General features: G+C 69.3%; 22 protein-coding genes. 15 read left to right on the top strand and 7 right to left on the bottom strand.

Annotated elements, in window-relative coordinates; translation table 11 throughout:
• Nucleotides 1-4: 4 nt before the first annotated feature.
• The 4 genes from ACWCOV_RS29415 to ACWCOV_RS29430 all read left to right on the top strand — a co-directional run bounded on the left by ACWCOV_RS29415 (nt 5) and on the right by ACWCOV_RS29430 (nt 3,529).
• Entirely contained in the window at nt 5-1,720 is a 1,716-nt protein-coding gene (locus ACWCOV_RS29415; RefSeq protein WP_449832568.1) for a CTP synthase, read from the top strand.
• Nucleotides 1,717-2,367 carry an NUDIX domain-containing protein gene (locus tag ACWCOV_RS29420; protein WP_449832569.1) on the top strand — a complete coding sequence of 217 codons (651 nt, stop codon included), beginning with the start codon at nt 1,717-1,719 and terminating at the stop codon, nt 2,365-2,367. The genes ACWCOV_RS29415 and ACWCOV_RS29420 overlap by 4 nt, the downstream gene beginning before the upstream one ends.
• Before the next feature lie 141 nt (nt 2,368-2,508).
• Nucleotides 2,509-2,610 (top strand): glycoside hydrolase domain-containing protein, encoded by a 102-nt coding sequence (locus ACWCOV_RS29425; protein WP_449832632.1) that lies wholly within the window; start codon nt 2,509-2,511, stop codon nt 2,608-2,610.
• 202 nt (nt 2,611-2,812) lie between these two features.
• Nucleotides 2,813-3,529: a peptidylprolyl isomerase gene (locus tag ACWCOV_RS29430; RefSeq protein WP_449832570.1), complete on the top strand. Its 717-nt coding sequence runs from the start codon at nt 2,813-2,815 to the stop codon at nt 3,527-3,529.
• Nucleotides 3,530-3,532: 3 nt separating this feature from the next.
• Here the strand turns inward: ACWCOV_RS29430 and ACWCOV_RS29435 are convergent, their stop codons facing one another.
• A complete protein-coding gene (locus tag ACWCOV_RS29435) occupies nt 3,533-4,120 on the bottom strand; it encodes a hypothetical protein (RefSeq protein WP_449832571.1) in 588 nt (195 codons plus the stop codon).
• 52 nt (nt 4,121-4,172) lie between these two features.
• Here ACWCOV_RS29435 and ACWCOV_RS29440 point away from each other — a divergent pair, with 52 nt between their 5' ends.
• The gene (locus ACWCOV_RS29440) at nt 4,173-4,577 is read left to right on the top strand and encodes a cupin domain-containing protein (protein ID WP_449832572.1); all 405 of its coding nucleotides are present in this window, start codon (nt 4,173-4,175) and stop codon (nt 4,575-4,577) included.
• Nucleotides 4,578-4,635: 58 nt separating this feature from the next.
• On the opposite strand, the gene ACWCOV_RS29445 is transcribed toward ACWCOV_RS29440, so the two are convergent.
• The 3 genes from ACWCOV_RS29445 to ACWCOV_RS29455 all read right to left on the bottom strand — a co-directional run bounded on the left by ACWCOV_RS29445 (nt 4,636) and on the right by ACWCOV_RS29455 (nt 7,169).
• Nucleotides 4,636-5,331 (bottom strand): hypothetical protein, encoded by a 696-nt coding sequence (locus ACWCOV_RS29445; RefSeq protein WP_449832573.1) that lies wholly within the window; start codon nt 5,329-5,331, stop codon nt 4,636-4,638.
• 127 nt (nt 5,332-5,458) lie between these two features.
• On the bottom strand, nt 5,459-6,289 hold the full coding sequence (locus ACWCOV_RS29450) for an LLM class F420-dependent oxidoreductase (RefSeq protein WP_449832574.1): 831 nt from the start codon (nt 6,287-6,289) through the stop codon (nt 5,459-5,461).
• Nucleotides 6,290-6,425: 136 nt separating this feature from the next.
• Nucleotides 6,426-7,169, bottom strand: a complete 744-nt coding sequence (locus ACWCOV_RS29455; RefSeq protein WP_449832575.1) for a phosphotransferase — start codon at nt 7,167-7,169, stop codon at nt 6,426-6,428.
• 358 nt (nt 7,170-7,527) lie between these two features.
• On the opposite strand from ACWCOV_RS29455, the gene ald reads away from it, so the two are divergent.
• The 8 genes from ald to ACWCOV_RS29495 all read left to right on the top strand — a co-directional run bounded on the left by ald (nt 7,528) and on the right by ACWCOV_RS29495 (nt 15,034).
• Entirely contained in the window at nt 7,528-8,643 is a 1,116-nt protein-coding gene (ald, locus tag ACWCOV_RS29460) for an alanine dehydrogenase (RefSeq protein WP_449832576.1), read from the top strand.
• Nucleotides 8,640-9,572: a site-specific tyrosine recombinase XerD gene (gene xerD / locus ACWCOV_RS29465; protein ID WP_449832633.1), complete on the top strand. Its 933-nt coding sequence runs from the start codon at nt 8,640-8,642 to the stop codon at nt 9,570-9,572. The genes ald and xerD overlap by 4 nt, the downstream gene beginning before the upstream one ends.
• Nucleotides 9,573-9,953: 381 nt before the next feature.
• On the top strand, nt 9,954-10,865 hold the full coding sequence (locus tag ACWCOV_RS29470; protein WP_449832634.1) for a ParA family protein: 912 nt from the start codon (nt 9,954-9,956) through the stop codon (nt 10,863-10,865).
• Nucleotides 10,850-11,215 (top strand): hypothetical protein, encoded by a 366-nt coding sequence (locus ACWCOV_RS29475; RefSeq protein ID WP_449832577.1) that lies wholly within the window; start codon nt 10,850-10,852, stop codon nt 11,213-11,215. Before ACWCOV_RS29470 ends, ACWCOV_RS29475 begins: the two co-directional genes overlap by 16 nt.
• Before the next feature lie 2 nt (nt 11,216-11,217).
• The gene (locus ACWCOV_RS29480; RefSeq protein ID WP_449832578.1) at nt 11,218-12,201 is read left to right on the top strand and encodes a segregation and condensation protein A; all 984 of its coding nucleotides are present in this window, start codon (nt 11,218-11,220) and stop codon (nt 12,199-12,201) included.
• Nucleotides 12,198-14,120 (top strand): SMC-Scp complex subunit ScpB, encoded by a 1,923-nt coding sequence (scpB, locus tag ACWCOV_RS29485; RefSeq protein WP_449832579.1) that lies wholly within the window; start codon nt 12,198-12,200, stop codon nt 14,118-14,120. The genes ACWCOV_RS29480 and scpB overlap by 4 nt, the downstream gene beginning before the upstream one ends.
• A complete protein-coding gene (locus ACWCOV_RS29490; RefSeq protein WP_449832580.1) occupies nt 14,101-14,850 on the top strand; it encodes a pseudouridine synthase in 750 nt (249 codons plus the stop codon). The genes scpB and ACWCOV_RS29490 overlap by 20 nt, the downstream gene beginning before the upstream one ends.
• Before the next feature lies 1 nt (nt 14,851).
• On the top strand, nt 14,852-15,034 hold the full coding sequence (locus ACWCOV_RS29495) for a hypothetical protein (RefSeq protein WP_449832581.1): 183 nt from the start codon (nt 14,852-14,854) through the stop codon (nt 15,032-15,034).
• On the opposite strand, the gene ACWCOV_RS29500 is transcribed toward ACWCOV_RS29495, so the two are convergent.
• Together ACWCOV_RS29500 and ACWCOV_RS29505 are read right to left on the bottom strand one after the other, a co-directional pair.
• Nucleotides 15,020-15,928, bottom strand: coding sequence for a hypothetical protein (locus ACWCOV_RS29500; RefSeq protein WP_449832582.1), 909 nt, complete (start codon nt 15,926-15,928; stop codon nt 15,020-15,022). The genes ACWCOV_RS29495 and ACWCOV_RS29500 overlap by 15 nt on opposite strands.
• 31 nt (nt 15,929-15,959) lie before the next feature.
• On the bottom strand, nt 15,960-17,048 hold the full coding sequence (locus tag ACWCOV_RS29505; protein WP_449832583.1) for an alpha/beta hydrolase: 1,089 nt from the start codon (nt 17,046-17,048) through the stop codon (nt 15,960-15,962).
• A 184-nt stretch (nt 17,049-17,232) separates the two neighbouring features.
• Here ACWCOV_RS29505 and pafA point away from each other — a divergent pair, with 184 nt between their 5' ends.
• Nucleotides 17,233-18,594, top strand: a complete 1,362-nt coding sequence (gene pafA, locus ACWCOV_RS29510; RefSeq protein WP_449832584.1) for a Pup--protein ligase — start codon at nt 17,233-17,235, stop codon at nt 18,592-18,594.
• Nucleotides 18,595-18,783: 189 nt separating this feature from the next.
• Nucleotides 18,784-19,752 (top strand): FKBP-type peptidyl-prolyl cis-trans isomerase, encoded by a 969-nt coding sequence (locus ACWCOV_RS29515; RefSeq protein ID WP_449832585.1) that lies wholly within the window; start codon nt 18,784-18,786, stop codon nt 19,750-19,752.
• A gap of 9 nt (nt 19,753-19,761) precedes the next feature.
• Here ACWCOV_RS29515 and ACWCOV_RS29520 read toward each other — a convergent pair whose 3' ends face one another.
• Nucleotides 19,762-20,244: a hypothetical protein gene (locus ACWCOV_RS29520; RefSeq protein WP_449832586.1), complete on the bottom strand. Its 483-nt coding sequence runs from the start codon at nt 20,242-20,244 to the stop codon at nt 19,762-19,764.
• Between the last annotated feature and the right edge of the window lie 48 nt (nt 20,245-20,292).

The raw sequence follows: 20,292 nt of genomic DNA on the forward strand, positions 1-20,292 counted from the left end.
GCCCGTGGACAGGGCTTCGAATTCCCAGCAGACCAAGCACGTATTCGTCACCGGTGGCGTGGCATCCAGTCTCGGCAAGGGGCTGACAGCGTCCAGCCTCGGCAGTCTGCTGACGGCACGGGGCATCCGGGTCACCATGCAGAAGCTGGATCCGTACCTCAACGTGGATCCCGGCACCATGAACCCGTTCCAGCACGGCGAGGTGTTCGTCACCAACGACGGCGCCGAGACCGACCTGGACATCGGCCACTACGAGCGCTTCCTGGACCGGGACCTGTCCGCGGTCGCCAACGTGACCACCGGGCAGGTCTACTCCAGCGTGATCGCCAAGGAGCGCCGCGGCGAGTACCTCGGCGACACCGTGCAGGTGATCCCGCACATCACCAACGAGATCAAGGAACGGATGCTGGCGATGGCCGGCCCGGACGTCGACGTGGTGCTGCACGAGATCGGCGGCACCGTCGGCGACATCGAGTCGCTGCCGTTTCTCGAGGCGGCCCGCCAGGTCCGGCACGACGTCGGCCGGGACAACGTCTTCTTCCTGCACATCTCGCTGGTTCCGTACCTCGCCCCGAGCGGTGAGCTGAAGACCAAGCCGACCCAGCACTCGGTCGCCGCGCTGCGCTCGATCGGTATCGCCCCGGACGCGGTCGTCTGCCGCGCCGACCGGCCGATCCCGGACGGTGTGAAGCGGAAGATCTCGCTGATGTGCGACGTCGACGTCGAGGCCGTGGTCGCCGCCGTCGACTCGCCGAGCATCTACGACATCCCCAAGGTGCTGCACACCGAGGGCCTGGACGCGTACGTCGTACGGCGGCTCAACCTGCCGTTCCGTGACGTCGACTGGACCCGGTGGGACGAGCTACTGCGGGTCGTACACAACCCGAAGGACCAGGTCACGGTGGCGCTGGTCGGCAAGTACATCGACCTGCCGGACGCGTACCTGTCGGTCGCGGAGGCGCTGCGGGCCGGCGGCTTCGACAACGACGCCAAGGTCACCCTGCGCTGGATCGCCTCCGACGACTGCGCCACGCCCGAGGCGGCCGCGCGGCTGCTCGGCGACGTCGACGCGATCTGCATCCCGGGCGGCTTCGGCGTCCGCGGGATCGAGGGCAAGATCGGCGCGATCAAGTTCGCCCGCGAGCAGCGGATCCCGATCCTCGGGCTGTGCCTCGGCCTGCAGTGCATGGTGATCGAGGTCGCCCGCAATCTGGCCGGGCTGGTCGAGGCCAACTCCAGCGAGTTCGACCCGGACGCCGAGCAGCCGGTGATCGCGACCATGGAGGAGCAGAAGCACATCGTCTCCGGCTCCGGCGACCTCGGCGGTACCATGCGGCTCGGCCTCTACCCGGCCAACCTCGCGGACGGCTCGATCGTCCGCGACCTGTACGGCGCCCCGTCGGTCCAGGAGCGGCACCGCCACCGCTACGAGGTGAACAACGCCTACCGCGACAAGCTGGAGACGGCGGGCCTGGTGTTCAGCGGGCTGTCCCCGGACAACGAGCTGGTCGAGTTCATCGAGCTCGACAAGGCCCAGCACCCGTACTTCGTGGCCACCCAGGCGCACCCGGAGCTGCGGTCCCGGCCGACCAAGCCGCACCCGCTGTTCGCCGGCCTGATCAACGCCGCCCTGATCCGCCAGCGTGAGTCGCGGCTGCCGGTCGAGGAGCCGGCGGTGGCGAAGAAGCCGGTCGGCAAGACCACGGTCAAGGCTCGATGAAGGACTTTCCGGAACTGCGGTTCGGCGCCGGCCTGGCCGACGTCCCGGAGAAGTGGCCGGTCGCCTCGTCCGAGGTGGTGCACGAGACCGGCCGGGTGATCTCGGTACGGCGGGACCACCTCGACCCACCGGGTCGCGACCCGTTCGTCCGGGACGTGGTCGTGCACCCCGGCGCGGTCGGGGTCGTCGCCCTGGACGAGAACAACCGGATGCTGCTGGTCCGGCAGTACCGCCACCCGGTCGGCCACCGGCTGCTCGAGCCACCGGCCGGGCTGCTCGACGTCCAGGGTGAGCAGTACCGGCTGGGCGCCGAGCGGGAGCTGTGGGAGGAGACGGGCACGAAGGCGGCCGACTGGCGGATCCTCGTCGACGCCTTCACCTCCCCGGGCCTGACCGACGAGGCGGTCCGGATCTTCCTGGCCCGCGACCTGTCCGCGGCCGACGAGGCCTACGACCGGCGGCACGAGGAAGCCGACATGGAGACCGTCTGGGCGCCGCTGATCGACGTGGTCGGCGCCGTCCTGGCCGGCCACCTGCACAACCCCATCCTCGTGATGGGCGCTCTGGCCACCTGGACCGCGCTGAACGGCCCGGGCTTCGACACCCTCCGGCCGGCGGACTCGCCCTGGCCGGCCAAAGATCGCTGAGTCCCGCAACTTTCCGTGACGCTTGATGTGCGGTCGGTAGCGGCACGATCCGCGGCTTCAGCCTGACGCACATGAGCGGCACCCGGCTGCGCCGGCGGCTCCGGTGACATCCCGATCTTCCCGTACGCCAAGGCCGGTGAGCTGCATGCCGAGCTGGACAACGAGCCGTCGATCAGCACGCCGTGGATCTACAACTACACCGGCCGTCCGTACCAGACCCAAAAACGTTGCGGCAGGCAATGAATCGGTTGTGGTGGCCCGACGTACAGGCGGGGAGCCGGACAATGTGCCGGCGGGCGGGACAGCGTCCGCACGCACATCTTCGCGACGGCGCCCTTGACGTTGGCCAAGACTCCGGTCAGCATCACCCTGCCGAAGAACCGCGACCTGCGGATCTTCACCCTGGCCACCGGCTGATCCCGAACGCCCCAAGGAGATCTCAACGATGAGAGCCACCCGCGTCGCCGTCCTGGCGACTCTGACCGTCGCCGGCCTGCTGACCGTTCCCGGTACGGCGTCAGCCGCACCAGTGACCACCAGTGGTCCGTGTGGGTACACCGCGACCCCTGACGACCCGTCGCCGCGCCCGGTCTCGCTGCCGCCGGACCCGACGCCGACGCCGAACAAGGGCATCGTGCGAGTCGTGGTCGCGACGAACCAGGGCCCGATGCTGCTGTCGCTCGACCGGGCCAAGGCGCCATGCACCGTGCAGAGCTTCCTGCACCTCGCGAAGAGCCGCTTCTACGACTTCACCACCTGCCACCGGCTCACGCTGTACCCGACCCTGAAGGTCCTGCAGTGCGGCGACCCGAGCGGCACCGGTGAACGCGGCCCTGGCTACTCCTACAAGGACGAGCTCCCGACCGACCTGCCGAACTGGCCCGACGACCCGACCGGCACCCGCAAGGTCTACGCCCGCGGCACCCTGGCGATGGCGAACGCCGGCCCGAACACCAACGGCAGCCAGTTCTTCCTGGTCTTCGCCGACTCGCGCCTCCGCCCCGACTACACCGTCTTCGGCACCGTCGACCGCCTCGGCCTGAAGGTCCTCGACAAGGTCGCCGCCGGCGGCGTCACCCCGACCGCCGAAGACCCCGCTCCGGTCGATGGCCCGCCGCAACTCAAGACCGACATCCTCGTCGCCCGCTCACTGGGCTCGTAGGAATCAGCCAACCGCTTCGCCGCCGCCTTCGCAGAGGGCAGCGGCGACGGTGCGGCTGTTGGCCTTGAACTCCTCGTCGGGGACTTTGGGGAGGATCTCGTCCCAGGCGGCGATCATCGCGCCGCGGAGTTGCATCTGGCCGACCGGGCGGGCGAGGAACCAGATGTGGAAATGCTCCGAGCCGTCGCCCCAGCGGTTGAAGTGGGTACGGCCGACGCTGTCAATCCGGCGGATCGCGCCGGCGACGCGCTGGATGATCGGGCCGAGGGTGACGAGCAGCTCGGGCGGCAGGTTGTCGAGGCGGTAGTGCTCGCGCGGCTCGAGTACGGCGACGAACGGCAGACCGTTCGGCTCGAAGCCCGCTTTCAACTGCCACTGGTCGTCCCGCCAGATCACGAACTTGTCCGGATCGGCACACGTCACGCACGGCGCCCCGCCCGGCTCACCCCCACGTGGCGGCTCCGGCATCACCGGCTCCGCCAGCGGCACCACCCGCACGTCCCCCTCGAACGGAAAGAACCGCTGCCCCACCAGCGCCTCCGCAGACAACCGCTCCCCGTACGGCAACCGCCGATGATACTCAGAAGGCATCTCACCCATCCCCGAACTCTGCCGGGCCGCCTCCCATCCGACAATGCCTTTCATGGAGAAGCCTGAGTTGGCTGGGGTGTTGGGGCTTGAGCCGCATCCGGAGGGTGGGTGGTACCGGGAGACGTGGCGGTCGGAGGTGGAGATCGCGCCGGAGGGGTACGACGGGACGCGGGCCAGCGCGACCGCGATCTACTTCCTGCTGGCGCCGGGGGAGGAGTCGCGGTTGCACCGGGTGCGGTCGGCGGAGATCTGGTTGTGGCACTCCGGCGGGCCGTTGACGCTGGAGTACGGCGACGAGTCGGTCACCCTCGGGCCTGACGTCGGCGCGGGTCAGCGGCCGCAGGTCGTCGTACCGGCGGGGGCGTGGCAGGCGGCGCGACCGGCGGGGGATCAGCCCGTGCTGGTGTCCTGCGTCGTGTCGCCGGGGTTCGACTTCGCGGACTTCACCCTGCGGTGAGGGGAGGGCCCGCCGGGACCCGCGTCAGGGGCACGCGAGCCCCGGCGGACGACCGAGCTCAGGTCTGCGGAACGATCGACTCGCCCGCTGTCACCTCCGGCAGGTGCTCGCGGATCATGTAGCTGCCGGCGCAGACGATCCAGACCGCCGACAGCAGCAACGGGACCGTGGTCATCAGCATGCCGCCGGCAATGAACGCGCCGTCGGTGGCGAACACGCCGAACGCGCCGGCGAACGACACCACGGCGGCCAGCAGCGCGAGGTACCCGAGCCAGTTCGGCATCATCCGGGTGCGCAGCACACCGATCCCGGCCGCGGCCAGCGGCAGCGTGGCGGCGAAGCCGATCATCGTCGTCATCACCGCGGTCAGCTCGTACAGCATGATGGTGATCGCCGCGCCCCGGCCGTCGATGCTGAACGCGGTCGCGGCGGTCAGGGCGGCATCCACGAAGATCGCGCTGCCGACCAGCACCGAGCCCGCCAGCAGGGCGAGGTGGACGTCACTGCGCTCCTCCCGCTCTCTGATCGCCTCGGCGAAGGCGGCGGCGAACCAGATGATCAGTCCGGCCGCGGCGGCCCACATCAGAGACCCGACCAGCATCGAGGTCCGGGCGTCGTTGAGGAAGCCGGTGATCGCGCCTTCCGACTCGTCCACCGTGGGGAGATTGCCGGGCAGGAACCTGCCCAGGAGTGCCAGGACGACGAAGGCCAGTCCGGCAATTCCGCCCCAACGCAACTCGTGTCGCTCAGTCATGGGGAACACCTCCAGTGCACGCACCCCGAAATGGCGTGCGTCTACTGCTGATGTTCCTCCGCTTCAAGCGGTCGTCAAGAGGGTCCGTCCGGCGAACAGGCGCACCGCCGGACGGACTCGTCACCACCTACTGGAGAACGGTTGCCAGCGCCTCGTACCCAGGCAGCAGGTCGATCCCCTCACGCCCCAGCTGCTGGACCGCGACGTGGTCCGCACCGGCGTCCAGGTGAGCCTTCAGACCCTCCGCGATCTCCACCGCCGAACCGTGCAGCACCAGCGCGTCGACCAGCCGGTCGCTACCGCCGTCGTCCAGGTCGGCGTCGGTGAACCCGAGGCGCTTCAGGTTCGACCGGTAGTTGCGCAGCTGCAGGTACGACGCCAGGTAGTCGCGCGCCGTCGTCCGCGCGATCTCGTCGTCGGTCTCGAGCACGATCTTGTGCTCCGGCGCGAGCAGCACACCGCCGCCGAGGGTACGACGAGCCTCGCGAGTGTGCTCGGGAGTCGTCAGGTACGGCAGGGCGCCGGCGGTGCGGGATCCCGCGACCTGCAGGACTTTCGGGCCGAGCGCGGCCAGTGCCCGCCGGTCGGCCGGCACCTTGGCGTCGTCGAGCTCGTCCAGGTAGCCGACGATCGTGTCGTACGGCGACTTGTACTCGCCGGTGCGTTCCGGGTGACCGATCCCGACCCCGAGCAGGAACCGGCCCGGGTGCTCGTCCTCCAGCCGGTGGTACGAGGCGGCCACGTCGGCCGCGGGCGACTTCCACATGTTCACGATGCTGGTGCCGACGGCAACGGAGTTCGTTGACGCCAGCAACACTTCCGCGTCGCGCAGGCCGGCGCCCGGGGAGGCGCCCAGCCAGAGCGCGCCGTACCCGGCCTGCTCCAGTCCCGCCGCCAGTTCCGGCCCCCAGTGCTGAGGTCCGTGCCAGACCCCGAAGCGTCCAAGTTCTACCGCCACGCGTACTCCTCTCGTCGAACCGTTCTCAGGCTGCAACCGGGAGCGGGCGGGCTCCATTCCGTGCTGGGAAAAGCATCCCCGACGCCCACCAGGGCACGTCAACGATGACTGCCGGCGCAACCAGAATGTGGACGGCCTACAGGTGGGCGGCGATGTCGGGGATGCGTTGCTGCAGGTCCACGAGCCGTCGCTCGGTGCGGTCCGGTTCGCCGACCCTGAGCAGGTTGAGCATGCCTGGGTCACTCGTTTGCTGGCCGGCGCGGATGACGCGGGCCGACCGCTGGGCGCGGATCGGGGCGGCCTCGAGGATCTCGAGTGGGGTGAAGGATCCGCCGTACGACGTTGCCATCAGCTGCAGGCGCGCGGCCTGGTAGGCGGGATCCATCGGGATCGCGAGCGGAGCGGTGTTCCAGGCGGCGAAGGCGATGTCGTCGAGGGGGACGCCCGGGCCGGCCATGTCCCAGTCGATCACGCCGCTGAAGCCGGACTCGGTGCCGATCCAGTTGTAGTACCCGTAGTCGTGCATGCAGATGATCTGTCCGGCAGCGAGTTCGCCACGACTGGTGCGCCAGACGATCTCGCCTTCGGGCCGGTACGACGCGACTACGCGGTGGTACTCGGCCAGCCAGCGCATGGCGTCCGCGAGTACGTCGTCGGGCACCTCGGGGCCGTACGCCGTACCGGGAAGGTAGTCGAGGATCTCGCGGTTCTGGTCGTCGTACCCGAGCACGCGCGGGACGCCGGTCAACCCGGCGTCCGCGAGGTAGTTGAGCAAGGCATGAACCGCCGGCGTCCACGGCCCGGTGGCACGCCGGACGGTGTCGCCGACGCGGACGGCGCCGCCGACGTTGCCACCCGTCAGGGCGACCTCTTCGTCCATGTCAGAACCTTCCTTCCGGCGTTTTGGTCGGGGGTACCGAAGAGCGCGCCTGTCCGCACTTCTGGGCAGTGCAAGACTGGCGTAAAGGGAGAAGTGGAGATTGCGTCAAGATTGCGCAAAGCCTGCCGGGCAAGGGATCCCGGTGTGAACGTCACGGGGCGCCACGGCGTCTCAATGGAGTGTAACCGAACCGCCGGGCAACGGTTCCGCGAGTCGCCACCGGATAGGACCATCCGATCAGGTGGTATGAGCCTTGCGGGCTTACACTCGGCAGCGACCTGGCAGCACACCCCTCACCGCCGGGCCGCGGACACAACGACGTGGGCCGCACACCTGGAATGTGAAAGAAGGGCGAGTTGTGAAGGTCGGAGTACCGAAGGAAGTCAAGAACCACGAGTACCGGGTGGCGATCACCCCCTCCGGCGTGCACGAGTTCGTGCGCAGCGGGCACGAGGTTCTGATCGAGCAGGGCGCGGGGACCGGTTCGCTGATCCCCGATGACGAGTTCGTCGCGGCCGGGGCACGGATCGTGCCGACCGCGGACGACGTCTGGCTGGACGCGGAGCTGGTGCTCAAGGTGAAGGAGCCGGTGGCCGAGGAGTACCACCGGATGCGGCGGGACCAGGTCCTGTTCACCTACCTGCACCTGGCCGCGAGCACCGACTGCACCGAGGCGCTGCTGAAGTCCGGCATCACCGGGATCGCGTACGAGACGGTTCAGCTTCCGGACGGTTCGCTGCCGCTGCTCGCCCCGATGAGCGAGGTGGCCGGCCGGCTGGCGCCGCAGGCGGGCGCCTACCACCTGATGAGCAGCGGCGGCGGCCGCGGCGTGCTGATGGGCGGCGTCTCCGGCGTGCACCCGGCGCGGGTCGTGATCATCGGCGCCGGCGTCGCCGGGATGAACGCGGCCGCGATCGCGCTCGGCATGCAGGCGCAGGTGCAGCTGTTCGACCGCAACATCGCCCGGCTGCGCGAGGCCGACCGGATCTACCAGGGGCACCTGCTGACGATCGCCGCGAACTCGTTCGAGATCGAGCGCGCGGTGCTCGAGGCGGACCTGGTGATCGGCGCCGTCCTGGTGCCGGGGGCAAAGGCCCCGAAGGTGGTCACCAACGACATGGTCCGGCGGATGAAGCCGGGCAGCGTGCTCTGCGACATCGCCATCGACCAGGGCGGCTGCTTCGAGGACTCGCGCCCGACCACGCACGCGGACCCAGTCTACCAGGTGCACAACTCGTTGTTCTACTGCGTCGCCAACATGCCCGGCGCGGTGCCGAACACGTCGACGTACGCGCTCACCAACGTGACGCTGCCGTACGCGATCGAGCTGGCGAACCTGGGCTGGCGGGAGGCGATGAAGCAGGACCACAGCCTCGCGCTCGGCCTGAACACGCACGAGGGGCACGTGACCTACGGACCCGTTGCCGAGGCCCACGACCTGTCCCAGCTGAAGCTCGACGAGGTGCTGGTCTGAGCATCAGCCGGGCGGTTGGCGCTTACCTGGACCACCTCACGGTGGAGCGTGGCCTGGCTGCGAACACCCTGGCGTCGTACCGGCGTGACCTGCGCCGGTACGACGACTACCTCGCGGGCGCGGGGATCGACGATCTCGGCCGGATCACCGAGGCCGTGGTCAGCGACTTCCTGATGCGGTTGCGGGAGGGTGACGCGGACCACCCGCCGCTCACCGCGTCCTCGGCCGGCCGGACTGTGGTCGCCGTACGCGGGTTTCACCGGTTCTGCCTGCGCGAGGGTTTGACCGCGGTGGACCCGGCGGCCGCGGTGAAGCCGCCGGCCCCGCCGCAACGGTTGCCGAAGGCACTCTCCGTTGACGAGGTGTCACGGATCCTGACCGCGGCTTCCGGCGCGGAGGCGGAGCCGGCCGTTCTGGCGACGCGTGACGCGGCGTTGCTGGAGTTTCTGTACGGCACCGGCGCGCGCATCTCCGAGGCGGTCGGGCTGGACGTCGACGACATCGACCTCGAAGCCGGTGCGGTGCTGCTGCGAGGCAAGGGCAGCAAGGAGCGCGTCGTACCTGTCGGGTCCTACGCCCGCGAAGCGCTGTCGGCGTACCAGGTCCGCGGCCGACCCGACCTGGTACGCCGAGGACGCGGCACGCCGGCCCTGTTCCTCAACGCCCGCGGCGGCCGCCTCTCCCGTCAGTCCGCGTGGACCGTCCTCCGCCGGGCCGCCCAACGAGCCGGCATCGCCAAGGAGATCTCCCCGCACACCCTCCGCCACTCCTTCGCCACCCACCTGCTGGACGGCGGCGCTGACGTCCGCGTCGTGCAGGAGTTGCTGGGCCACGCCTCGGTGACTACGACGCAGGTCTACACGCTGGTCACCGTCGACAAACTCCGCGAGGTCTACGCGACCTCCCATCCGCGCGCGCTCTCGTCCTAGCCGCGGGCCCGCGCGGCCTGGTTCGCCTAGGACAACAGGCTCGTGAAAGGGTAGGACCCGGTGCACGGAATTCGGGGACGGTGTGCGATCATCTGGTTACGGTTGGTCACGCGGAGGCAGTGATCGGCCGGGTCCGGAGCTTTGTCGACAAACCACCCCACCCCGGTGCGGAGTGGCTGGTTGAGAGTGCTTGAATGCACGCTTACAGTCGCTGGGATCGCCCGTATCGGTTGAAAGGTTTGACGAGTCATGAACGAGTCGACATTCCCGGGCACCGAGCAGTTCCCGTCGCCGGCCCAACCGATCGCGCCGACGGTCTCCCAGCCTGCAGCCACGCCCCAGCCGCAGCGGAATCTGACCCCACCCGAGAACTATGCGGAGATGCCCCGGCCGACGGCCAAGCTCACCGCGGAGGACATCGCACCTGTGAATGACGCGCACGGTCCGAGGAACAAGATCGGGCCGACCGGCCGGCCGGTTCCCGACCTGCCCGTGCCGCAGCCGCCCACCAAGACGGGCCCGGCGCAGGTGATCGCGATGTGCAACCAGAAGGGTGGCGTCGGCAAGACCACGACCACGATCAACCTCGGCGCGGCGATCGCCGAGACCGGCCGCAAGGTGCTGCTGATCGACTTCGACCCGCAGGGCTCGGCCTCGATCGGCCTCGGCGTGCAGCCGCACGACCTGGACATCTCGGTCTACAACCTGCTGATGCAGCGCGACATCACCCCGGACGAGGTGATCCGGCCGACCCGGGTGGAGAACCTCGACCTGCTGCCGGCCAACATCGACCTGTCCGCGGCCGAGGTCCAGCTGGTCCAGGAGGTCGCCCGCGAGTACACCCTGCAGCGCGTGCTCGAGCCGATCATCCCGAACTACGACGTGATCCTGATCGACTGCGCGCCGTCGCTCGGCCTGCTCACCGTGAACGCACTGACCGCGTCCAACGGCATCGTGGTCCCGCTGGAGTGCGAGTTCTTCGCGCTGCGCGGGCTGGCGATGCTGACCGACACGATCGGCAAGGTGCAGGACCGGCTGAACCCGAAGCTGGAGATCGTCGGCATCCTCGGCACCATGTTCGACGGGCGTACGACGCACGCCCGGGAGGTCCTCGACCGGGTGGTCCAGGCCTTCGACGAACGCGTCTTCCACACCGTCATCCGGCGTACCGTCAAGTTCCCCGAGACCACGGTCGTCGGCGAACCGATCACGACGTACGCGCCATCGTCCCAAGCGGCTACCCAGTACCGCGACCTTGCCAAGGAGGTGCTGGCGCGTTGTCCCGCCGGGTGAGCCTGCCAGGTGCCAGTGAACTCTTCGGGGGTGCGGCACCGAAGCAGACCAGACCCGAGAAGCGCACCACCACTGACGGACCGCCGGCGTCGACCGTGCGGTCCCGCACGGCGGTCGTCGACGACCGCAAGTCGAGTGGTCGGATCCGGCACGACACGAAGATCACCGTGTACGTGACGGAGGAGGAGCTGCTCGGCCTGGAACAGACCAGACTCGCGCTACGGGCCGAGCACGGGCTGACGGCCGACCGCGGCCGGATCGTCCGCGAGGCGATCGACGTGCTGCTGGCCGACTTCGTCGACCACGGGCCGGACTCGGTGCTGGTACGGCGGCTCAAGGCCTCGGAGTGACCGTGGCGGACTCGCTGCCTCTGGAGTTGTCCCCGGGGGACGACGCTGTCCCGGCTGTTGCCGAGGGCAAGGGGTTCAGCGTCCACCTGGTCAACTTCGAGGGGCCGTTCGACCTGCTGCTGCAGCTGATCAGCAAGCACAAGCTCGACATCACCGAGATCGCGCTGTCGCAGGTCACCGACGACTTCATCGCCCACATCAAGGCGCTGGGGTCGGAGTGGGACCTGGACCAGACGTCGGAGTTCCTGCTGATCGCGGCGACCCTGCTCGACCTCAAGGCGGCCCGGTTGCTGCCGAAGGGCGAGGTCGAGGACTCCGAGGACCTGGCGCTGCTGGAGGCGCGGGACCTGCTGTTCGCGCGGCTGCTGCAGTACCGCGCGTTCAAGCAGATCGCGGCGCTGATGCAGGAGCGGATGGCTGCCGAGGCCAAGCGGTTCCCGCGGGCGGTGGGGGTGGAGCCGCGGTTCGCGGAGCTGCTGCCCGAGGTGTTGCTGGGGATCGATCCGGCCGGGCTGGCTGCGCTGGCCGCCCGGGCGATGGCGCCGAAGACCGACGTACCGGAAGGTGTGTCGCTGACGCACCTGCACGGTTCGCAGGTGACGGTGCGGGAGCAGGCGGCTGTCGTCGTGGACCGGTTGCGGCGGCAGCGGAGTACGACGTTCCGCGCGTTGGTGGCGGACTCGCCGGACACCGTGACGACGGTTTGCCGGTTCTTGGCGTTGCTGGAGTTGTTCCGGGAGGCCGCGGTCTCCTTCGACCAGGTGACGCCGCTGGGGGAGCTCACAATCCGGTGGACCGGGTCGGACGAGGGCGACATCGACGTCAGCGACGAGTTCGACGAGGTGTCGCGCCCCGAATCCGAGGACGGCGAGGCCCCACGGGTCTCCGACGACACCGACTTCCTCGAACCCGGCGCCAGCGCCACAGCTGAAGACGACGTCGAGCCCGCCCCGGCCGACGCCCCGAACGAGACGGCGGACCAGTGACCGAACACCCAACCCACCCGGCCCCCGCCCCCGGCACCCCCGAAGACCACCCCACCTTCGTCGACCAAGGCGCCGCCGCCGACTCCCGCGAAGAACACCCCAGCTTCGTCGACCAAGGCGCCGACGCGGCCCCCACCGACTCCGACGCCGACGCGGACCCCGGCGACTCCGACGCCGGCGCGGACCCCGGCGACTCCGACGCCGGCGCGGACCCCGGCGACTCCGACGCCGAAGAGCCGTCCGCCGCCGCGGACGCGTCCACCGACTCAACCCCAGTTGAGGAGCCGAGCGCGGAGTCGCCCGAGGCCGACTCCGCAGACGCGACCCCGGAGGCGACCGACGCCGCACCGGGCGCCGACGCCCCCACCACCTCCGCGGATCCCGCGGACCCGGATGACGAGTCGCCCTCCGCCGACTCCGCCGACGGCGCGTCCACCGACGCAGCTCCGTCTGAGGATGGCGCCGACGCGGCTGCCTCCGCGGAGCTAGCCGACTCCGCCGACGACTCCGCCGGGACCGACGACGGGGAGGACTACCTGGAGCCGGGGCAGACGGCGGTGCCGGTGGGGGATGAGGTTGTTATTGATGACGAGACGATGCGGCGGGCGCTCGAGGCGATCCTGATGGTGACGGACGAGCCGTTGCCGGTGCTGACGCTGGCTCGGGCGGTCGGCCGGCCAACGGGTGATGTGTCGGCCGCGCTGGAGGCGCTGGCCGCGGAGTACACCGAGCAGGGGCGTGGGTTCGACCTGCGTGAGGTGGGCGGCGGTTGGCGCTACTACACCCGCGTGGAGGCAGCGCCGTACGTGGAGAGGTTCGTCCTCGACGGGCAGCAGGCGCGCCTCACTCAAGCCGCCCTGGAAACGCTCGCCGTCGTCGCGTACAAGCAGCCGGTCAGCCGCGCACGAGTCTCCGCGATCCGCGGCGTGAACGTCGACGGCGTGATGCGCACCCTCGTCGCCCGCGGCCTCGTCGAGGAAGCAGGCGCCGACACCGAGTCCCAGGCAACCCTGTACCGCACCACGTCGTACTTCCTCGAACGCATGGGCATGCAGTCCCTCGACGACCTCCCCGAGCTAGCCCCCTACCTCCCCGACATGGACGACATCGAGGAAGAGCTAGCCGCCCAATCCCTCCCTCCCGCATCTTCAGAGGAAGGTACGGCGCCCGACCCCACCAACGAGCCGCCCACGTCAGACGAACACCCGCCCACCGCAGACGAGCCACCTGACGACACCGGCATCGACGCAGACCTGGCAACCGAGAAACCAGCCGACCTGAACGCCGACCACGAGCCGGCCGACCTCGATCCGTCCGAGGAGATCGAGCCCGCCGGCGAACCGACCGCAGTCGCCGAGTCGGCTGAGGGTGCCACCGGCATCGACGGCGATCTGACGACCGACGAGCCGGTTGACCTGGACGTCGAGCACGAGCCGGGGAATTTGAAGCCGTCCGAGGAGTTCGAGACGGACGAGGCAGCCGGCTCCGAGCCGACCGCGGGAGCCGCGCCAGGCGAGTCGTCGGATCTGAGCACCGACGAACCGGTCGACTCTGAGGCGACTGCCGAAGCCGAGGACGCAGCTGATTCAGAGGACGAGCCTGTGGGCACCTCCGCCGGGATCGACGGTGATTTGACGACTGACGAGCCGGTCACGTCCGAGGTGGGTGTCGAAGCCGAGGCCGGCGGGGAGCCGGACGCAGGGGAGGGCGTCGGCCGCGAGGTACACCAAGCTGGCGCGGCGGAGGACGCTGACACCGCGGATGAAGCTGACTCGGTGGATGAGGCCGGCGCAACGGGCCGAGCTGGTGCGGCGGACTCAGGTGACACCGCGGAAGGTGGCAGGGCTGAGGGGTCCGGGGTGGCGGGGAGTTTGGCTTGGGAGCGGTTGCGGGGGTGGGATGGGGATCGTGATGGGTGAGGAAGAGGCGGGGGTTCGGCTGCAGAAGGTGTTGGCTCAGGCGGGGGTGGCCAGCCGGCGTAACGCGGAGATCCTGATCGAGCAGGGCAGGGTCGAGGTCGACGGGCAGGTCGTGACCGAGTTCGGGCGGCGGGTGGATCCGGCTGTTTCGGTGATCCGGGTTGATGGGGAGCGGATTCCGCCGACCAGCGCTCACGTGTACCTGGTGCTCAACAAGCCCCGCGGAGTCGTCTCCACGATGGCGGATCCGCAGGGGCGGCGCTGTCTTGCGGACTTCGTCGAGGACCGGCCGGAGCGGCTCTTTCACATCGGCCGGCTGGACACCGACACCGAGGGTCTGCTGCTCCTCACGAACCACGGCGAGTTTGCGCACCGGCTCGCGCATCCGTCGTACGAGGTCTCCAAGACGTACGTCGCCGAAGTCGACGGCAACGTGAAGCCGGCAGTCCTGCGCAGCCTCCTCGACGGCGTCGAGCTCGACGACGGACCGGCGCAGGCGGACACCGTCAAGGTGATCTCCAGCATCCGCGGCCGCACCCTGATCCAGATCAGCCTGCACGAGGGCCGCAACCGGATCGTCCGCCGGATGTTCGACGCGGTCGGCCACCCGGTCAAGCGCCTCACCCGCACTGCCATCGGCCCGGTCCGCCGCGGCAACCTCCACACCGGCGAACTCCGCGAACTCGACCAAAAAGAACTAGGCCAACTCCTCGACCTCGTCGACCTCTGACGTGCTCCCGGCACAGGGGCGGCTCGTCGTACCGATCTACTCGCTGGAGCAGGACGATGTGCCGTCCGGGGCGGTGTGCGGGAGCGGGACGGTGTCCGGGGCGACCCACCCGAGCCGGGCGATCGGCCGGAGCTGGCGACGCGCCGTACGGGCGGCTCGGCGTGGTGGGCTACTCGCCGTTTAGGGCGCCTGTTGGGCTGGTGATTGTGCGGCGGTAGCGGAAGTAGGTGGGGGCGGTGTAGGTGCCTGGGAGTTTGCCGAGGGAGTTGATGACGGTGGTGGTTCCGGTGGCGTGGCTCATGGCGTAGACGTGGGCGGAGCCGGTGTCTTTGTCGATGCCTAGGAGCAGCGTGCTCGCCCGGCCGCACTTCTCGGCGATCAGAACCTCGAAACCCTGCCACGTGCGCGTGCGCACCTTCTTGACGATCGGTACGGCGGTGCTGCTCAGCGGGATCCGGATCGTGTACAGCGCCCCGCCGCGGGTGTTCGCGAGGAAGGTGTCGTACGTCGCGGTCTGGCTGATCAGCGTCATCGTCTTCACCGCGTCGAACCCCTTGAAGACCTTGGCCTGGCCCCAGCCCTGGTTCCAGCGGTGGATCGTCCCGGACCACAGCGCGTAGTTGTTGGCGCGGTGCGACCCGTCGCGGGGGAAGTAGAACGACTCCTCGACGTACGTGATGCTCGGCGTCCACCCACCGCCGATCAGCGTCTGTTCGTACGTCTCCGGCGTGACGTCGGTCAGGTTGTCGCCGACGTGGTAGTAGAAGTCGTACAGGCTGTTGCCGATCGTCACACTGCCGAAGCGATGCTCGCCCTCGCTCGCACCAGGCTCCCAAGCGACCGACGTGGCCAGCCGCCCCTGCCCGTCCGGAAACAGGTCCTTCGGCCCGTCGACCGACTGCACGACGCTCGGCGGTGTGGTCGCGGAGATCTGCTGGAGGCGGTGACCGCCCGATGCCGTTACCGACCCCAGCCTGAGGCCACAAACGGCCGTGGTGCTCGCTGCCGCCGTCGGGACGAGTGTCGCCGCCAGCAGTACGGCGCTCAGCGTGCCTGCCAACCCGGTGAGTGTCCTCATGCCCACGTCGATGCACTGCGTCGCCGGAAAGTTACAGCGCCCGGTCGAAGAATCCCTGAACCAGCTTGCGTACGGCGCTGATCCCGCAAGACGTACTGCCAATCAGCCGAGCCCGTGCCGACGGCGTAACCAGTCCAGCCGCCTGCAACTGCGGGGTCAGCGCGGCGTAGTCGGTGAACACCCAATGGTTCGCGTCCCCAAGCTCCACCCGCCGGACCGGTCCGCCGTGAGCCAGCAGGGCGGCCCAGGTCCGGTCGAAGCGATCGTCGCGAAACCCGTCAGTCCCGGCCAGCAGCAGCGGCTTGTCAGTGCCGTGCACGGCGATCGGATACAGCTCACCGTCCAGCGAATCCAGGTACCCCTCGAGGTTGACCGCTGCCCGGATCCGAGGATCGTCGAGCGAGACCGCCGCAGTCGCGCCGCCCGCCGAGTGCCCATAGATCCCGACCCGCCGCAGATCCACCGGCACGCCCAGCGACGACAGTTGACCGAGCACGAACTCCACATCCGCGAACCTCGTGCTCATCATCGTCCGAGACAGCACCGGATCGGTCTGAACCTCCGGCGGCACCTCGATCGTCCGCAGCCGACCGTCCGGGAACTCGACCTCGCTCGCCTCACCCGGATGGTCGATCGTGACCACCACGTAGCCGTGACTGGCGAGGTCCTCCGCTACCGATGTGCCGATTGTTCGAGGATCCGCGCCACCAGGGCTGTACAGCAGGACTGGACGCCGTGCAGGCAGCGGACGCGCACCGACGTACGCATGCGTCATCGTCGCGCCCCAGTCGACCCCGCTGGTCGGCAGTTCGGGATGCAGGAGGCCGGCGTCGAGCCCCTTGAACACCGCGGCTGCAGCCGGCGTGAGCTGCGGAGCCCGACGACATCCGCGTACGTCGGCCGCCGGGTAGAAGACCGTGGTCATCAGCTCGCGCACACCAGCGCCGTTCCACGGATCGGCGCGATCACGATCCACCAGAGCCATGCTCGTTGTACCGACCAAGAATCCTCCCGTCGGCGCCGGCAGCCGCAGTGTCAGGTCACCGCCACGGGCGAAGGCAGGCGACGCCCCGGTCAGGATCGTCGAGGCCAGTACGGCGGTGAAGGTTCGTCTCCTCATGACGCCGACGCTGGCAGTCGCAACCCGCACCGTCACTACTGTCGGTCCGACCTCCACCCGAAGATCCACCCACCGGTCCGGAGAGCGCTCCACTCGCAGTCGGTTGACATCAAAGGGGTAACGCCGCACAACGGCGCGCCTGAGACTTGACCCGGTTGTCGGAGCTGCCACGTAGTGTGGGTGTGTGAACCGGCGAATCTTCGGTCTGGAGAACGAGTACGGCGTCACGTGTACCTTTCGCGGTCAGCGCCGACTGACCCCGGACGAGGTGGCGCGGTACCTGTTTCGGCGCGTCGTGTCCTGGGGGCGGAGCAGCAACGTCTTCCTCCGCAACGGGGCCCGGCTCTACCTCGACGTGGGCTCCCACCCGGAGTACGCGACCGGTGAGTGCGACTCGGTCACCGACCTGATCGCGCACGACAAGGCAGGTGAGCGGATCCTCGAGGGTCTGCTCGTGGACGCGCAGAAGCGGCTGCACGACGAGGGCATCTTCGGCGACGTCTACCTGTTCAAGAACAACACCGACTCGGCCGGCAACAGCTACGGCTGCCACGAGAACTACTTGGTCAGCCGGCACGGCGACTTCGCCAAGCTGGCCGACGTGCTGATCCCGTTCCTGGTCACCCGCCAGCTGATCTGCGGCGCCGGCAAGGTGCTGCAGACCCCACGCGGCGCGGTGTACTCGGTCAGCCAGCGCGCCGAGCACATCTGGGAGGGGGTCTCCAGCGCGACCACCCGGTCCCGGCCGATCATCAACACCCGCGACGAGCCGCACGCGGACGCCGAGCGGTTCCGCCGGCTGCACGTGATCGTCGGCGACTCCAACATGTCCGAGACCACCATGCTGCTCAAGGTGGCCAGCACCGACCTGGTGCTGCGGATGATCGAGGCCGGCATCGTGATGCGCGACCTGACCCTGGACAACCCGATCCGGGCGATCCGGGAGATCAGCCACGACATGACCGGCCGCCGCGAGGTCCGGCTGGCCAACGGCCGCGAGGCGAGTGCCCTCGACATCCAGACGGAGTACCTGACCAAGGCACGCGACTTCGTCGACCGCCGCGAGCTCGGGACGCCGGCCGTCGAGCGGGCGCTGTCGCTGTGGGAGCGGACCCTGAAGGCGATCGAGTCCGGCGACCTGAGCGGGATCGAGCGCGAGATCGACTGGGTGATCAAGTACCGCCTGATCGAGCGCTACCGGCAGCAGAACAACCTCGGCCTGGCCAGCCCGCGGGTCGCCCAGCTCGACCTGGCCTACCACGACATCCACCGGCCGCGCGGGCTGTACTACCTGCTCGAGCGCAAGGGCGCGGTCACCCGGGTGGTCGACGACCTGCGCATCTTCGAGGCCAAGTCGGTGCCGCCGCAGACGACCCGGGCTCGGCTGCGCGGTGAGTTCATCAAGCGCGCGCAGGAACGCCGCCGCGACTTCACCGTCGACTGGGTGCACCTGAAGCTGAACGACCAGGCCCAGCGGACCGTGCTGTGCAAGGACCCGTTCAAGTCCCACGACGAGCGCGTCGAGAAGCTGATCGCCAGCATGTGAGGGTGCGGCGCCCCGCCGTACGACGAAATGGCTGTCACTGTACGTGGTGTGACGCAATGGTGACGCGACCGGGCGCTGGGGTCTTTGCGTGCGCAGGCTAGGGTGGGCGCGTTGTTGCCCCCGAGAGGGTGTCTGCCCTCCGAGTCGAGCGGCGCGGATCGCGCCGGGATGTTTCGAGGTGCTCGTTTCGTGCGCAAGTTGTTGAGTCTGGTCGCGGTGGTCGCGCTCGGGTCCGGGCTGGCCGCCTGTGGCTCCGACGAACCGGAGTTCGGAGCCGGCGGGGTCAAGGTGACCTCGGAGTTCGGCCAGAAGCCGACCGTCACCCACCGCGAAGGTGACCCGGACAAGACCCTGGTGACCGAGGTCCTCAAGGAGGGCGACGGGCCGGCGGTCAAGAAGGGCGAGCTGCTCACGGCGAACTACCTCGGCCAGATCTGGCGGGACGGCAAGGTCTTCGACAACTCCTACGACCGCGGTGCGCCGGCGTCGTTCCCGATCGGGGTCGGCGGCGTCATCGCCGGCTGGGACGAGGGCCTGGTCGGCAAGAAGATCGGCAGCCGCGTGATGCTGTCGATCCCGGCCGACAAGGGCTACGGCCCGTCCGGCGGCAACGAGAAGGCGGGCATCACCAAGGACGACACGCTGATCTTCGTCGTCGACCTGGTCGGCGCGGCCGCCAACGACACCCCGCTGGACGCCACTCCGGCGGCCTCGACGGCGAGTGCGATCAAGGTCACCGGCGCGCTGAACGCGGAGCCCAAGGTGACGGTCCCGGCCGGCAGTAAGGCGCCGGCGAAGCCGGGCAAGCCGGTCGTGTTCGCGACCGGCAAGGGCAAGCCGATCGAGAAGGGCAGCCAGCTGATCGGCCGGTACGTCGTGTTCGACTACACCGGCAAGAAGCAGGCCAGCACGTGGGACGGCCAGCCCGCCGCTCAGGGCCAGCCCGCGCAGCCCGGCGCGCCGACCGACCAGCTCCAGGTGGGCCCCGGCCCGAACGGCCAGTCCGGCCCGCTGGACGCGCTCGCCGGCATCCCGATCGGCAGCCGAGTCCTCGTCGAGCTCCCCCCGACCAAGGACGCTTCCGGCAAGACGGTCAGCGCCTTCGCCGTCATCGACGTGCTGAACGCTTTCCCGGCCCCGAAGCAGCAGGGTCAGTAACTCAAGCACCTACCGAGAGCCGGTCTCCCAACGTTGGGGGACCGGCTCTCGGTCTGTTTGTCGGCGGAACCAGCGGTTGGTGTCCCGGTGGAAGGTGAGGGCGAGGGCGGCGAGCAGGGCGCTCAGGTGGATGGTGCGGAGACCTGCCGAGAGGAAGAACGCGGGAGACCAGGTGAGCTCGGTGAGGTCGTGGTCGGCCAGCCAGGTGATGGGTTCGTAGACGAGGGAGGCGAGACCGACAGTGCCTAGGAGACCGGCGAGGAGGTAGCGGGACCACGGGACGCCGTGGCGGAAGTAGCGGTCGATGGTGACGAAGAGAGCGCCGTACACGAGGGCGCGTACGGCGAGCTGGACCGCGAGAGTTGGGAGGGAGATGTCCGCCTGGATCGCCCCGAGGACGGATTCCGCAACCCCCGCACCGATGGCGAGCAACCACATCAGGGTCGCCCAACGGGCTGTCAGCGGGGCTTCGACTGCAGTGGTGGTTGCCATGCTTCCAGCGTCGCCGCCGAAAGCCCGAGCATCAGGAGTACTGCGACC

Source organism: Kribbella sp. NPDC002412 (genome assembly GCF_053592935.1).